Here is a 13,904-nt window from a genome sequence, read left to right on the forward strand (position 1 = left end):
GAGATCGTGCGAGGCGAGCGCTGGCCGTCTCCCAACGCATCAAAAATACCGGTCTATCGACCAGATCGTTTGAGCTACACTTGGGCATTGCACAAAGAGGCAGATGTCATGAGCGAACTGACTTTTCAGCAAAAACAGGATTATTACGACAAGGTGCGCCGTTCAAATTACTTGGCGAGCTTACGTCTTGAAGGCTTCGACACCTCCCGTGCCGATGCTGAGAAGCCGCTCCCCACGCGGGAGTCGGTACTCAACAAATATCGTCAGAATCCACGTTAATGATGGATAAATACGGGGTCGGTCAAGACCCCTATTGCTACCCTGGTAGCGACGTTCTGCGTAACCTGCTCAACATTCATGATGAAGATCAGCTACAAAAAGCAGAACGAGAACTCTCAGAAATCGCCGTCAGCAAACTCCGCCTCCTCCCCCCTCCGTTCGACCTCAGCCTTTTTCAGCACATTCATAAATCCTTGTTTTCCGATGTCTACGAATGGGCAGGACTGTTGAGGACAGTGAATATCCAGAAAGGAGACACGCTTTTCTGCACAGCAGACCGAATCGCTCTTGAAGCCCAGAAAATTTTTCGCGTCATGGAAAGTGCAGCCTGGTTCGTAGGCGCCAGTAAAGCGGAGCTCGTCGCTAAAATTGCTGAAACGTACGGTGACCTAAATGTCATTCACCCTTTTCGCGAAGGTAACGGTCGAGCTCAACGAATCTTGTTTGAGCAGATCATCATCAATGCAGGGTTTGCAGTTGACTGGTGGCTGATCAAAGACACCGAATGGGTTCCTGCGAATATCGATGCGGTAACGTGCGATTATCGTGGCCTCGAAGCGATCTTCGAACGCTGTATTGGCGATCAGTTGGATATGCCACCACCGCCGAGTTGACCACTTCTGTCTGTGTATCGGATAAATCCGCAATGAACCTTGCCCCAAATTTCCCCGACGACCACGTCATGCACCTGCTCATGCAGCTGCTGCACGAAGAACTCGGCCTGCCCGAACGCAAAACCATCAGCCTCACCACCGCGATCAACTTTGACCTCGGCTGCGACGGCGCCGATGCGCGAAACCTGATGGAAGCACTGGAAGAACAATTCGCCATCGACTTCGTCGACTACGACGCCTATCGCTACTTCCAGCCGGAAAATTTTGATGTATTTCTCAAACGCCGGGCGAAGGGGCGTGGCGACAAAATCCCGCTGACTATTGGCATGCTCTACAAGGCGATCAAGGTTCAACGCTGGGACACCCAAACATTGGAAGGCAAATAGTCGAACACATAAGTGCCATTATTCTGGCCGTTTAGTGCGATTTAAGCTGGAATAATGGCAGTTTTCACAACCTGTCAAATCCCACTCATACCCCGCAAACCTGGAGCTGCAGGATAGACCAAGCCGAATTCGCAACCCATCGAGGTATTCCGGCATATCAACACATAAGTGCTATTATTCTGGCAGTTAAGTTTGAAAAATGAAGGAATAATGGCACATGGCTAAAAAAACGGCGCCACTCCTGCCCGCAGCGGCCAAGCTACTTTCCGAGTTTGGCGAGCGACTGAAACTCGCTCGGCTGCGCCGCAAACTGACAGCCAAACAAGTCGCCGAGAGGGCTGGCATGTCTCTGACAACGCTGCGTTCTCTAGAGTCAGGCGGGTCAGGTGTGACGATGGGCGCCTATTTGTCAGTGATGCAGGTGCTGGGTCTGGAAAAAGACTTGAGCAAGCTAGCCGCAGTGGATGAGCTGGGGCGCCAACTGCAAGATGCTCAATTAATCCCAGGCGCAACCCTCGCAACCAGTAAACGCCAGCGCGTGCGTAGCGTGACGCCCTTGAAGGTATCGTCACCTATTCGCGACAGAGAGACGGGGGCATTCGAAAGCCCCGACCTTGCTGCTGATTTCCCTTTGAATACTCAGTCTTTATCCAATTTATTAACCAAGAAAAAGCCTAAGCCTACGACGGGTAAAAAATGACGCTGATAGCGGTGTATGCCGATTGGGAATCCTTGAACGGCCCAAGACGTCTTGGGTTCCTCCATGCCAGAAAGGCTCGCTCCAGCAACGTGTTCGAGTTTGAATACGATCCTGCTGCTCTGGCCGATCCCGAATTGAACTTCACATCGCTGGATCCGCGTATCCAGCTTTTCGAAGGCCGACAATTCCCCGGTCAACATCAAACCCGATTTGGCGTTTTTGCCGACTCAAGTCCCGACCGATGGGGCCAATTGCTGATGAAGCGGCGCCTGGAACGAGATATTCGTGACGGGTTAGCCCCTCAAGGCACCAAACTATACGAATCGGATTTTCTTTTAGGCGTTCATGACCTCTATCGAGTCGGCGCAATCCGCTACAGGCTCAATGACGAAGGCAATTTCTTGGATGATCGCGATGGCTTAGCCGCCCCTCCTTTCGTCGAGTTACGCGCATTAGAGGAGGCAAGCCGTGCCTTGGAGAGCGACCCGGACAACACGTCTCCCGACGGACGCGAGTGGCTGAGAATGCTGATAGCACCCGGCGGCTCACTGGGCGGCGCCAGACCCAAAGCCAGCGTCGCTGACGAACGTGGCCATTTGTGGATAGCCAAATTTCCGAGCACTCGCGACGACTATGACGTCGGTGGCTGGGAAATGGTGGTCAACGCCTTGGCTAATCATTGTGGCTTGCGTGTCGCGACCGGCACTGCACGCCGCTTCGCAAGCGATCATCACTGCTTCATGGTCAAACGCTTCGACCGTACCGAACAGGGTGGCCGACTGCATTTTGCTTCAGCAATGACCATGACCGACCGCGTTGACGGTGACGACGCATCTGTCGGCGCCAGCTACCTTGAGTTAGCAGAAGCACTGATGGAACACGGCTCGGAAGCCAACGCAGATCTTCGCGAGTTGTGGTCTCGCATCGTGTTCAACATTCTGGTCTCCAATACCGACGACCACCTGCGCAACCATGGTTTTATCCTTGACCCCGGCCGGGGATGGCGCCTGTCTGATGCCTACGACATGAATCCAGTCGCACACGCCGATGGATTGAAACTCAACATCACAGATGCTGACAACGCGCTGGATCTCGAGCTCGCTCGGGAAGTGGCTGAGTACTTCCGAGTCAGTCGTGCAGATGCGGAAGAGATTATTGAGAGCTTCAAAGAGGTAGTCAGGCAATGGCCGATCCTGGCCAGTGCGCTGGGTCTGTCGAGGCGTGAACAAGACAACATGGCGCCAGCATTTCGACTCTCCGACAATTGACCTTGGCATTACCTGCGCACACAAAAAAGCCGCCCCTAGGGGCGGCTTTTTCATTACATCAAACCAACTCTTACAACTTCGGCCCAGCCGCCTTGATCGCGTCGCTCACATCGAACTTCTTGAAGTTCTCAACGAACAACCCGGCCAACGCCTTAGCCGCTTCATCGTAAGCAGCCTTGTCAGCCCAGGTGTTACGTGGGTTCAACAGGCCGGTCTCAACGCCCGGTACGGCCAATGGCACGTCGAGGTTGATGGTGTCGAGGTGTTCGGTTTCAGCACCGATCAACGCGCCGCTCTGGATCGCTGCGATGACGCCGCGAGTGGTCGGGATGTTGAAGCGTTTGCCGACGCCGTAGCCGCCGCCGGTCCAGCCGGTGTTGACCAGGTAGACCTTGGAGCCGAAGCCGCGGATGCGCTTGATCAGCAGTTCGGCGTATTCGCCAGCCGGACGCGGGAAGAACGGTGCGCCGAAGCAGGTGGAGAAGGTCGACTTGATGCCGCTGCCGGACCCCATTTCGGTCGAGCCCACCAGTGCGGTGTAGCCGGACAGGAAGTGGTAGGCCGCTTGTTCTTCGCTGAGGATCGACACTGGCGGCAGGACGCCGGTCAGGTCGCAGGTCAGGAAGATCACAGCGTTTGGCTCGCCACCGAGGTTTTTCGGTGCGCGTTTTTCGATCAGTTCACGCGGGTAAGCAGCGCGGCTGTTCTGGGTCAGGCTGTCGTCGGCGTAGTCGGCCTTTTTGTTGGCATCGAGTACGACGTTTTCCAGCACGGCGCCGTGTTGAATGGCTTTCCAGATGACGGGCTCGTTCTTCTCGGAGAGGTCGATGCACTTGGCATAGCAACCGCCTTCGATGTTGAACACCACGCCCACGCCCCAGCCGTGTTCGTCGTCACCGATCAGGTAACGGCTTTCGTCGGCGGACAGGGTGGTTTTACCGGTGCCGGACAGGCCGAAGAACAGGGTCACGTCGCCCTCTTCGCCCATGTTGGCGGCGCAGTGCATCGGCAGAACGTCGACCGCTGGCAGCAGGAAGTTCTGAACCGAGAACAGGGCTTTTTTCATTTCGCCGGCGTAACGCATACCAGCCAGCAGAACTTTTTTGGCCGCGAAGTTGATGATCACGGTGCCGTCGGAGTTGGTACCGTCACGCTCTGGTACGCACTCGAACTCAGGCGCGTTGATCACTTGCCATTCGTCTTTGTCGCCCTGGTTGTATTGCTCAGGGTTGATGAACAGGCAGCGGCCGAACAGGTTGTGCCAGGCCGTCTGGGTGGTCATTTTGACCGGCAGGTAGTGCGCAGGATCGGAACCTACGTGCACGTGGGATACAAAACGCTCGCGCTCGCCCAGGTAGGCTTCAACGCGGTCCCACAGGGCGTCGAACTTGTCGGCCGGGAACTTGCGGTTGATTGGGCCCCAGGCAATGGCTGCCTGAGTGGTCGGCTCTTCAACGATGAAACGATCGACTGGCGAGCGGCCGGTACGGTGACCGGTGCGAACAACCAGCGCGCCGGTATCGGCAAGCTCGCCTTCACCGCGATTCAAGGCTTCTTTAACCAGCTCATCGACACTCAGATCGGTGTACACGGCGTTATTGGCTTGCGTCATGAGATTCCCCGTCGGCCAGTGGCCGAGTGTGCTCCAAACGTTTTGTAGTAGAAAGTCGTGCACTACTACCGCGACAAAAAGTGGGCCGGATTATGCCAGAAACGCCCAAAAATAGTAGGGCCCTCCCGTCGTAACGGCGTTATTCCGGCACAAACCAGTGAATTTACCTGCGCTGAACCGTTTTAGTGACGGGTATCTGACGGCGTCTCGACGCCCGCACCGACGAACAATTGGGTGATATCGGCGGCGTCAAACAGGTAGCGCTGGTTACAGAACTGACAGTCGATCTCGATGTGACCACCGTGTTCGATGACCAGTGCCTGCGCATCTTCCTGACCCAGACTGACCAGTGCATTGGCAGAACGTTCGCGCGAGCAACTGCAATGGAAGCGCAGCTTCTGAACGTCGAACAGTCGAACCTGCTCCTCATGGTAGAGGCGATGGAGCACGGTTTCGTTGTCCAGACCGAGCAATTCATCGGCGGTCAGGGTGCCGCCCAGCGCGGTGATGTGCTGCCAGCTGGCGGCGCGCTCTTCTTCGTCTTTCAGGCGGTCAGCCGGCAGTTGCTGCAGCAACAACCCACGGGCGCGGCGACCATCGGCGTACAGCCAGAACCGCGTGCCCACTTGTTGGGACATGACGAAGTAATTGGTGAAGCACTCCGACAGGGTTTCTCCATCGAGGTCGACGATGCCCTGATAACGCTGCCCTTGAGTCGGGTCGACGGTCAGTGCCAGAACGCCGTTTGGCATCAGGTCGGCCAGGGTCGCATCGGGAGCGATCCGGTCCGTTTCGTAACGGGCCAGGCCACGGATTTCGCGCTCGCTGGAGCACTCGATCATCAGCAACGGCACCGGGCCGTCGGAGCGGGCCTGGAGAATCAGCAAGCCATCGAATTTCAAAGTGCCGACCAGCAACGCCGCCGCCGCCATCAGTTCACCGAGCAGTTGTGCAACCGGCTCCGGATACGGGTGTTTGGCGAGGACTTCGGCGTAGCTACGCTCCAACGCAACCAGCTCGCCGCGGGTGTCGCTGTCATCGAAGATGAAGCGTTGGGTGTAGTCGGTATCCGTTAGATCGGTCATAGGTCTGGGTATCTGAGGTAATGACAAGAGTGGTTACATAAACTGGTTGTTGCGCCTTCACCACGCCGTTTTGCAGCACGTAGTCAGCCATGACGGGCATTTTATGAACAATTGCGCGTCGATCCAAGCAAGGTGGAACCGGCGCTATACATTTGCGCGACGTCATGCCGTGGGCACTGCTGGCATTCTGGTTATGGCCTACAGGCTGGAAACTGTGTGTGATTTACGACGAATGGTTTTTTTCATCGGCTGCACGCAACGCTGGGCCGGTAACCTCATATGGTTCCACAGTAGAGAGATTACAAGTCTGCGGGGATGCCGGGCGAGCGCTGCGCACTCGTTCGCGGGCAAGCCTCGCTCCTACAGGGATTCTCGATCAACTGTAGGAGCGAGGCTTGCCCGCGAAGACGTCAGCCCGGTCAACACAGAATCAACCGACTCACTCGTCGTTACTGCTGCCGCGAAACTTGAACAAATCCCGTCGCTGTTTCTTGCTCGGCTTGCCATCGGTGGTCACACCGAGCGAGCCGGCCTTGCGCATTTGCGCAGCCGCTTCACGCTTGGCGATGCTGGCCTCGGTTTCGGTGTACAGCGCCTGAGCCTCCGGCGCACCACGACGTACAATCGACAAGGCCTGGACCACCACCGTGCGCTCCTCAAAACCGGTGCGAATCTGGAACTCGTCGCCGACCCTCGGTTCCTTGCCCGGCTTGCAGCGCTCGCCCCGACAATGCACTTTGCCGCTTTCTATCGCGGTCTTGGCCAAGGCACGTGTTTTATAAAAACGCGCAGCCCACAACCACTTATCGAGACGGACCTTGTCGTCCTCTTCGCTTTTTTGTGCCATGGGATTACCTCATTCTGAAATATTGATGAACTGTACTACCGTTTCTGTCGTGCCATGAATTACGCCGGCTCAGACTACAATGCGTGCATTCCAGCACCTCCTTGAGAAGCTGAACATCCGGGCCGTAGATATCTGTCGCCTTTTAATCATTATTCTGCGTGAATACCGCGAAATCGGCCGCGTGCGGCCACAGCGGTTTCTACCGGTTGAGTACCTTTTGAAGACATTTGACCATTTGACCGTTATCGGTCTGCGCGAGTGGGTGGCGCTCCCGGATTTGGGAGTCGCGGGCCTGCGGGCAAAAATCGACACCGGTGCCAGTACCTCCAGCCTCCATGCCACCGACATCGAGCCATTCGAGCGCGAAGGGGCACAGTGGGTGCGCTTCACCGCGCACCTGGGCACGGTCGTGCAACTGCGTCACCGGCGCTGCGAAGCGCCGCTGGTAACGATGAAAACCATCAAAAGCTCCAACGGCCATGCGCAGATGCGTTACGTGGTCAGCACCTCCCTGGCCCTCGGTGATCGGGTCTGGCGGGTCGAGTTCACGCTCGCCTGCCGCAAGTCCATGCGTTATCGCCTGTTACTCGGTTCCAAAGCCCTGATCGACGGCCAACTGGTGGTCAATCCGGGGATTAAATATGTACAAGACAAGCCGGTGTTCCCGGTATCTACCTCCTCCACAGGTGTTGCATGAAGATCGCTGTGCTGTCGCGGAACCCGCGTCTGTATTCCACTCGTCGTCTGGTCGAAGCCGGTACCGAACGTGGCCATGAAATGGTGGTGATCGACACCCTGCGCGCCTACATGAACATCGCCAGCCACAAACCGCAGATCCACTACCGCGGCAAACCGCTGGAGGGTTTCGATGCGGTGATCCCGCGGATCGGTGCGTCGGTGACGTTTTATGGCTGCGCGGTGTTGCGTCAGTTCGAAATGATGGGGGTTTTTCCGCTCAACGAATCGGTGGCCATTGCCCGTTCGCGGGACAAACTGCGTTCGCTGCAATTGTTGTCGCGCCGGGGGATCGGTTTGCCGGTCACCGGGTTTGCGCACTCCCCGGATGATATTCCCGACCTGATCGACATGGTCAACGGCGCGCCTCTGGTGATTAAAGTGCTGGAAGGCACCCAGGGCATTGGCGTGGTGCTGTGTGAAACCGCAACGGCGGCGGAATCGGTGATCGAGGCGTTCATGGGCCTCAAGCAAAACATCATGGTTCAGGAGTACATCAAGGAAGCCGGCGGCGCGGATATTCGCTGCTTTGTGGTCGGCGACAAGGTGATTGCGGCGATGAAGCGCCAGGCCAAACCTGGGGAATTTCGCTCCAACCTGCATCGGGGTGGCAGCGCCAGCCTGATCAAGATCACGCCGGAAGAACGCATGACAGCGTTGCGCGCGGCGAAAGTGATGGGGTTGGCGGTGGCGGGCGTGGATATCCTGCGCTCCAATCACGGACCGCTGGTGATGGAAGTGAATTCGTCGCCGGGTCTGGAAGGGATTGAAACCACCACTGGCAAGAACGTGGCGGGGATCATCATTGAGCATCTGGAAAAGAATGGTGGGCCGAATATGACACGGACCAAGGGCAAGGGCTAACTCCTGAGATTGATGGCGGTCGAGAGGCCGCTTTCGCGGGCAAGCCTCGCTCCTACATGGATTTGTGATCAACTGTAGGAGCGAGGCTTGCCCGCGAAGAGACCCTAAGCCCCAACATCAAGGCCAGCCTCTTAAACCGCATCCCGAGGCAGCATCAACCCCAACGGCAACCGCACACGCGCTTCCAGCCCGCCACCCTCCCGATTGCGCAACTCAACATTCCCACCATGCATCGAAGCAATTCGCTTCACGATCGCCAACCCCAGACCAGTCCCCTTCCCACCCCGGGCGCGGTCGCCCCGGGTGAACGGATTGAAGATCGCCTCAAGCTCTGACGAATCGATCCCGGTTCCACGGTCCATGACACTCAGCACCACGTACGGCGCACTGGTATCCCCAGACACATAGGCCGCGACCTCGACACCGGTACCCGCATGATGCAAGGCGTTGCCGATCAGGTTGTTCAGCAATCGCTTCATTGACACCCGACGCAACGGGAACGGCTGGATCGGTTCCAGGCGCAGGCGCACTTTCTCTTCGTTCTGGTTGTAGGGGGCCGCGACCTCGCGCACCAGGTCGCTCAGATCCACTTCTTCCACCGACTCGTCGCGACCGTCGCGGATGAACGCCAGGAACTGGTCGAGAATCGCGTCCATGTCTTCGATGTCGCGCACCATGTCGTCTGTCAGGTCGTTGTGATCGCCCATCAACTCCAGTGACAGCCGCAAACGGGTCAACGGCGTGCGCAGGTCATGGGACACGCCGGCCAACATCAACTCGCGCTCGCGCCCCGCCTGTTCGACATCCTCGGCCATCTGGTTGAAAGACCGGTATACCTCGGTCATCTCACTCGGTGTATCGCTGATCGGCAGCCGTACACTGCGGCCCTGGCCGAGTTGCCTTGCGGCATACACCAGACGTTTCAATGGCTGGTTGAGCTGGCGGACAAAGATCCACGCCGAAGCGGTGGACAGCAGACCGATGGCGAGAAACCAGCCCAGCACGTTCCAAATTTTCTGACCGCGCAAAGGATGCGGATACAGCGGCACTTTCAGCCAGCCATCGCCCAGGCTTGGCGCCCGCACCCACAGCGCGGGTGGCGAATGCATGCGTAATCGCACTTCGGTATCGGCACCCAGCTCCGCCTGCATTTGCCGCTGGTAGATCTCGCTGTAAGGCCAGTGTTGTTCGCCTTCCGGCACACCAGTGCCCACCACACGGATCAGCGTTGCGGCATCGGCGATTTTCTGACGGTTTTCTTCATCGGCAGCCCAATAAGCGCGTAGCGTCAGGGCGACGCCGTGGCTGTACTGGCGGTCCACCAGCACGTCTTCGTTCATCAACAGATAAACCAGGGTCAGCGCCTTGGAGAACAGAACGACGATCAGCACCAGCCATAAGGTGCGGGAGAAGAAACTCTGGGGGAACCAAACGGGGGTTTTCATGAATAACCGTTACACACTTGCAGGAGCGAGCGATGCTCGCATATTACGGATCGCGAGTCTGCGGCCAACATCGTCCGCCAGACCCGCTCCTACAAATCGCCGATCACTTGGTGGCGGCGCCATCCGGAACGAACACGTAACCCACGCCCCAAACGGTCTGGATGTAACGCGGCTTGGAAGGATCGGGTTCGATCATCCGGCGCAGACGGGAAATCTGCACGTCGATGGAGCGCTCCAGGGCATCCCACTCGCGACCACGGGCCAGGTTCATCAGTTTGTCGCGGGTCAATGGCTGACGCGCGTTCATCACCAACGCCTTGAGTACGGCGAATTCACCGGTGGTGAGCATGTGCACTTCATCGCCACGCTTGAGTTCGCGCGTTGCGAGGGACAGTTCGTAGTCACCGAAGGTCACGCTTTCGTCTTCGCTGCCCGGTGCACCCGGCACAGGCGTTGATTGACGGCGCAGGACCGCTTTGACACGCGCCATCAACTCGTCCGGGTTGAACGGCTTGGCCAGATAATCGTCGGCGCCCAGTTCAAGGCCCTTGATACGGCTCAGCTCGTCGCCCTTGGCGGTGAGCATGATGATCGGAATCTGGTTGTTCGCGCCACGCAGTCGACGGCAGGCGGTCAGGCCGTCTTCGCCGGGCAGCATCAGGTCGAGGACGACCAGGTTGAACACTTCACGCGCCAGCAGGCGGTCCATTTGCTCAGTGTTCGGCACGGCTCGGGCACGGTAGCCCTTGCTGACGAAAAAGCGTTCCAGCAGGCTGCTGAGCCCCGGGTCGTCGTCAACGATAAGAATTTTTTCGCCTTCAGCAATGTTTGCAGTGCTGCTCATTAGATGCTCCTTTTAGCTCGGCGCGCATTATGGCGTAGCTGCCGTTATACGCACCGTGTGCATTGTTAGCAGATTTTTCCTTCACCGCCAGAAATCCGGGCATTGTGCCTACAGCCAGTGATGCCCCCGAATGACAGAACGCTGGTTATAATGCCCGGCCTTTTGTGTCAGGCAACGTCTGATCATTGCGACCGGCAGCCACTTTTTATTTTCAGGGTGCTGGCAGTAATTGTTCGATTTCACGGGTCAACGGAATGCCTGTTGACCCAGGTAGCGGCGCAGGCCAGGCCGCTCAACCAGACTCGCCGAGCCTTTAACCCTGCGCCTGCGAGCCTGCTTTCACAATTTGTCAGGTGGTTTTATGGACAGCATCAACAGCCGCATTGCCGAGGAACTCGGTGTACGCCCACAACAGGTCGAAGCGGCCGTCGCGCTACTCGATGAAGGCTCTACCGTTCCCTTCATCGCCCGTTACCGGAAAGAAGTGACCGGCAGCCTCGATGACATCCAGTTGCGTCATCTGGAAGAGCGTCTGCGCTACCTGCGAGAACTCGACGAACGGCGCATCAGCATCCTTGCCAGCATCCAGGAACAAGGCAAGCTGACCCCGCAACTTGAGCGTGACATCAAGCTCGCCGACACCAAGACCCGCCTCGAAGACTTGTACCTGCCGTACAAACAGAAGCGCCGCACCAAGGGCCAGATCGCCCTGGAAGCCGGCCTCGGCGAGTTGGCCGACGGTCTGTTCAACGACCCTGGCCTGACGCCAGACGCGGAAGCCGCGCGCTTCGTCAATGCCGAAAAAGGTGTGGCCGATGTGAAGGCCGCCCTCGAAGGCGCCAAGTACATCCTGATGGAGCGCTTCGCCGAAGACGCTGGGCTGCTGGATAAACTGCGCAGCTATTTGAAGCAGGAAGCCACCCTCAGTGCCCGCGTGATCGCCGGCAAGGAAGAGGAAGGCGCCAAATTCCGCGACTATTTCGAACACGACGAACCACTGAAAAGCATGCCGTCGCACCGCGCGCTGGCGATTTTCCGTGGCCGCAACGAAGGTATTCTGAGTTCGGCGCTGAAGGTCGGTGACGAACTGCCGGGCACCATGCACCCGTGCGAAGGCATGATCGGTCAACAATTCGGCATCCAGAACCAAAACCGCGCCGCCGACAAATGGCTGGGCGAAGTGGTGCGCTGGACCTGGAAGGTCAAGCTCTACACCCACCTCGAAACCGACTTGCTCGGCGAACTGCGCGATGGCGCGGAAACCGAAGCCATCAACGTCTTCGCTCACAACCTGCACGACTTGCTGTTGTCGGCACCCGCTGGCCCACGCGCCACGCTGGGCCTCGACCCGGGCCTGCGCACCGGTTGCAAGGTGGCCGTGGTCGATTCCACGGGCAAGCTGCTGGATCACGCCACGGTGTATCCGCACGTGCCGCACAACAAGTGGGACCAGACCATCGCGATTCTCGCGGCCCTGTGCGCCAAGCATGCGGTGGACCTGATCGCCATCGGCAACGGCACCGCCAGCCGTGAAACCGACAAGCTGGCCGCTGAGCTGATCAAAAAATACCCAGCGATGAAAATGACCAAAGTCATGGTCTCCGAGGCCGGCGCATCGGTTTACTCGGCGTCGGAATTGGCGTCCAAGGAATTCCCGGACCTCGACGTGTCGATCCGTGGCGCTGTGTCGATTGCCCGTCGCTTGCAGGACCCACTGGCTGAACTGGTGAAGATCGACCCGAAATCCATCGGCGTCGGCCAGTACCAGCACGACGTGTCGCAGCTGAAACTGGCGCGCGGCCTGGACGCCGTGGTCGAGGACTGCGTGAACGCCGTGGGCGTGGACGTGAACACCGCTTCGGTGGCGCTGCTGGCCCGTATCTCTGGCCTGAACGCGACCCTGGCGCAAAACATCGTCAGCCACCGCGACGAGCACGGCGCGTTCAAGACACGCGCCGCGTTGAAGAAAGTCGCCCGTCTGGGTGAAAAAACCTTCGAACAGGCGGCTGGCTTCCTGCGCGTCATGAACGGCGACAACCCGCTGGACTCGTCGGCGGTTCACCCGGAAGCCTATCCGCTGGTGCAGCGCATTGCCGCTGAAACCGACCGTGATATCCGCTCGTTGATCGGTGACGCCAGCTTCCTCAAGCGCCTCGATCCGAAGAAATACACCGACGAAACCTTCGGCCTGCCGACCGTCACCGACATCCTGCAAGAACTGGAAAAGCCTGGCCGGGACCCGCGTCCCGAGTTCAAGACCGCCGAGTTCCAGGAAGGCGTCGAAGACCTCAAGGACCTGCAACTGGGCATGATCCTCGAAGGCGTCGTGACCAACGTGACCAACTTCGGTGCGTTCGTCGACATCGGCGTGCATCAGGACGGTTTGGTGCACATCTCTGCGCTTTCGGAGAAGTTCATCAAGGACCCGCGTGAAGCGGTGAAGGCCGGTGACGTGGTGAAGGTGAAGGTCATGGAAGTCGACATTCCGCGCAAACGCGTGGGTCTGTCGATGCGCATGAGCGACACCCCGGGCGAGAAAATCGACGGCGCTCGCGGTGCGCGTCCGGGTTCGGCGCCACGCCAATCCCAGAGCAGTGCACCGCGCAAGGAAACCACGGCGCCAGCCCCCGCGAATAACGCCATGGCGTCGCTGTTCGCCAACGCCAAGCAGTTGAAGAAACGCTGATGGACATCCCTGCCGGGCTGACCCAAAGCGCTTTTTTCAAGCTGCTGGGCTGTCGTTTGCACAGCCTGGAAACCGGGGTGGCGCAAGTCGCCCTGGCGCTTGAGCCTCAGTTGCGCAATCGCGGCGGCAAGTTGCACGGCGGGGCCTTGTTCAGTCTGGTGGACATTGCCATGGGGCTGGCCTGTTCCAGCACCCACGGCTTTGACCAGCAGAGCGCGACCATCGAGTGCAAGATCAACTACATTCGCGCGGTTGAAGGCGGCGAAGTGATGTGCACGGCGCGGGTGATCCACCCGGGCCGCCGCACGCTGGTGGTCGAAGCCGACGTGATGCAAGGCGACAAACTCGTCGCAAAAGCACAAGGCACGTTCGCTGTCCTATAGCTCCCTGTCATCAATTTGAGTTAATTTCAGCGCAATGCACCTTGTAGGAGCGAGCTTGCTCGCGATGGTGCTGTGTCAAACGGTACTTGTGTTGACTGAACCCTCATCGCGAGCAAGCTCGCTCCTACAGGGGAAGGTTTGTGCGGTCCGAAAACC

General features: G+C 58.3%; 14 protein-coding genes. 9 read left to right on the forward strand and 5 right to left on the reverse strand.

The window, feature by feature from the left end:
• Window positions 1–108: 108 nt before the first annotated feature.
• The 5 genes from ACM6IR_RS18595 (at window position 109) to ACM6IR_RS18615 (ending at window position 3,247) form a co-directional block, all read left to right on the forward strand.
• The gene (locus ACM6IR_RS18595; protein WP_414909121.1) at window positions 109–279 is read left to right on the forward strand and encodes a YhfG family protein; all 171 of its coding nucleotides are present in this window, start codon (window positions 109–111) and stop codon (window positions 277–279) included.
• Complete coding sequence (locus ACM6IR_RS18600) at window positions 279–893, forward strand: putative adenosine monophosphate-protein transferase Fic (protein ID WP_414909044.1); 615 nt, start codon at window positions 279–281, stop codon at window positions 891–893. The genes ACM6IR_RS18595 and ACM6IR_RS18600 overlap by 1 nt, the downstream gene beginning before the upstream one ends.
• 32 nt (window positions 894–925) lie before the next feature.
• On the forward strand, window positions 926–1,279 hold the full coding sequence (locus ACM6IR_RS18605; protein WP_414909045.1) for a DUF1493 family protein: 354 nt from the start codon (window positions 926–928) through the stop codon (window positions 1,277–1,279).
• A gap of 217 nt (window positions 1,280–1,496) precedes the next feature.
• Entirely contained in the window at window positions 1,497–1,979 is a 483-nt protein-coding gene (locus ACM6IR_RS18610; RefSeq protein WP_414909046.1) for a helix-turn-helix domain-containing protein, read from the forward strand.
• The gene (locus ACM6IR_RS18615) at window positions 1,976–3,247 is read left to right on the forward strand and encodes a type II toxin-antitoxin system HipA family toxin (RefSeq protein ID WP_414909047.1); all 1,272 of its coding nucleotides are present in this window, start codon (window positions 1,976–1,978) and stop codon (window positions 3,245–3,247) included. The genes ACM6IR_RS18610 and ACM6IR_RS18615 overlap by 4 nt, the downstream gene beginning before the upstream one ends.
• Window positions 3,248–3,317: 70 nt before the next feature.
• Here ACM6IR_RS18615 and ACM6IR_RS18620 read toward each other — a convergent pair whose 3' ends face one another.
• The 3 genes from ACM6IR_RS18620 to ACM6IR_RS18630 form a co-directional block, all read right to left on the reverse strand.
• The gene (locus tag ACM6IR_RS18620; RefSeq protein WP_414909048.1) at window positions 3,318–4,859 is read right to left on the reverse strand and encodes a phosphoenolpyruvate carboxykinase; all 1,542 of its coding nucleotides are present in this window, start codon (window positions 4,857–4,859) and stop codon (window positions 3,318–3,320) included.
• Between the two features lie 182 nt (window positions 4,860–5,041).
• Window positions 5,042–5,944 carry an Hsp33 family molecular chaperone HslO gene (hslO, locus tag ACM6IR_RS18625; protein WP_414909049.1) on the reverse strand — a complete coding sequence of 301 codons (903 nt, stop codon included), beginning with the start codon at window positions 5,942–5,944 and terminating at the stop codon, window positions 5,042–5,044.
• Between the two features lie 439 nt (window positions 5,945–6,383).
• Entirely contained in the window at window positions 6,384–6,791 is a 408-nt protein-coding gene (locus tag ACM6IR_RS18630) for an RNA-binding S4 domain-containing protein (protein WP_414909050.1), read from the reverse strand.
• A gap of 235 nt (window positions 6,792–7,026) precedes the next feature.
• On the opposite strand from ACM6IR_RS18630, the gene ACM6IR_RS18635 reads away from it, so the two are divergent.
• Both ACM6IR_RS18635 and rimK read left to right on the forward strand, forming a co-directional pair.
• Window positions 7,027–7,488 carry an ATP-dependent zinc protease gene (locus ACM6IR_RS18635; protein WP_414909122.1) on the forward strand — a complete coding sequence of 154 codons (462 nt, stop codon included), beginning with the start codon at window positions 7,027–7,029 and terminating at the stop codon, window positions 7,486–7,488.
• Entirely contained in the window at window positions 7,485–8,390 is a 906-nt protein-coding gene (gene rimK, locus ACM6IR_RS18640; RefSeq protein WP_007949201.1) for a 30S ribosomal protein S6--L-glutamate ligase, read from the forward strand. The genes ACM6IR_RS18635 and rimK overlap by 4 nt, the downstream gene beginning before the upstream one ends.
• 131 nt (window positions 8,391–8,521) lie before the next feature.
• Here rimK and ACM6IR_RS18645 read toward each other — a convergent pair whose 3' ends face one another.
• On the reverse strand, window positions 8,522–9,835 hold the full coding sequence (locus ACM6IR_RS18645) for an ATP-binding protein (protein ID WP_414909051.1): 1,314 nt from the start codon (window positions 9,833–9,835) through the stop codon (window positions 8,522–8,524).
• 103 nt (window positions 9,836–9,938) lie between these two features.
• Window positions 9,939–10,679: a two-component system response regulator OmpR gene (gene ompR, locus ACM6IR_RS18650; protein WP_414909052.1), complete on the reverse strand. Its 741-nt coding sequence runs from the start codon at window positions 10,677–10,679 to the stop codon at window positions 9,939–9,941.
• 361 nt (window positions 10,680–11,040) lie between these two features.
• On the opposite strand from ompR, the gene ACM6IR_RS18655 reads away from it, so the two are divergent.
• Together ACM6IR_RS18655 and ACM6IR_RS18660 are read left to right on the forward strand one after the other, a co-directional pair.
• Window positions 11,041–13,365 carry a Tex family protein gene (locus tag ACM6IR_RS18655; RefSeq protein ID WP_414909053.1) on the forward strand — a complete coding sequence of 775 codons (2,325 nt, stop codon included), beginning with the start codon at window positions 11,041–11,043 and terminating at the stop codon, window positions 13,363–13,365.
• Window positions 13,365–13,748, forward strand: a complete 384-nt coding sequence (locus ACM6IR_RS18660; RefSeq protein ID WP_201115401.1) for a PaaI family thioesterase — start codon at window positions 13,365–13,367, stop codon at window positions 13,746–13,748. The genes ACM6IR_RS18655 and ACM6IR_RS18660 overlap by 1 nt, the downstream gene beginning before the upstream one ends.
• The last annotated feature ends 156 nt before the right edge of the window (window positions 13,749–13,904 follow it).

Origin of the sequence: Pseudomonas sp. IT-P253 (assembly GCF_949768125.1) — a bacterium.
Taxonomy (GTDB): domain Bacteria; phylum Pseudomonadota; class Gammaproteobacteria; order Pseudomonadales; family Pseudomonadaceae; genus Aquipseudomonas.

Excerpts from the sequence above, each read along its gene's own strand:
- ACM6IR_RS18595 (WP_414909121.1), top strand. The coding sequence starts at position 109 with ATGAGCGAACTGACTTTTCAGCAAAAACAGGATTATTACGACAAGGTG.
- ACM6IR_RS18600 (WP_414909044.1), top strand. The coding sequence starts at position 279 with ATGATGGATAAATACGGGGTCGGTCAAGACCCCTATTGCTACCCTGGT.
- ACM6IR_RS18605 (WP_414909045.1), top strand. The coding sequence starts at position 926 with ATGAACCTTGCCCCAAATTTCCCCGACGACCACGTCATGCACCTGCTC.
- ACM6IR_RS18610 (WP_414909046.1), top strand. The coding sequence starts at position 1,497 with ATGGCTAAAAAAACGGCGCCACTCCTGCCCGCAGCGGCCAAGCTACTT.
- ACM6IR_RS18615 (WP_414909047.1), top strand. The coding sequence starts at position 1,976 with ATGACGCTGATAGCGGTGTATGCCGATTGGGAATCCTTGAACGGCCCA.
- ACM6IR_RS18620 (WP_414909048.1), bottom strand. The coding sequence starts at position 4,859 with ATGACGCAAGCCAATAACGCCGTGTACACCGATCTGAGTGTCGATGAG.
- hslO (WP_414909049.1), bottom strand. The coding sequence starts at position 5,944 with ATGACCGATCTAACGGATACCGACTACACCCAACGCTTCATCTTCGAT.
- ACM6IR_RS18630 (WP_414909050.1), bottom strand. The coding sequence starts at position 6,791 with ATGGCACAAAAAAGCGAAGAGGACGACAAGGTCCGTCTCGATAAGTGG.
- rimK (WP_007949201.1), top strand. The coding sequence starts at position 7,485 with ATGAAGATCGCTGTGCTGTCGCGGAACCCGCGTCTGTATTCCACTCGT.
- ACM6IR_RS18645 (WP_414909051.1), bottom strand. The coding sequence starts at position 9,835 with ATGAAAACCCCCGTTTGGTTCCCCCAGAGTTTCTTCTCCCGCACCTTA.
- ompR (WP_414909052.1), bottom strand. The coding sequence starts at position 10,679 with ATGAGCAGCACTGCAAACATTGCTGAAGGCGAAAAAATTCTTATCGTT.
- ACM6IR_RS18655 (WP_414909053.1), top strand. The coding sequence starts at position 11,041 with ATGGACAGCATCAACAGCCGCATTGCCGAGGAACTCGGTGTACGCCCA.
- ACM6IR_RS18660 (WP_201115401.1), top strand. The coding sequence starts at position 13,365 with ATGGACATCCCTGCCGGGCTGACCCAAAGCGCTTTTTTCAAGCTGCTG.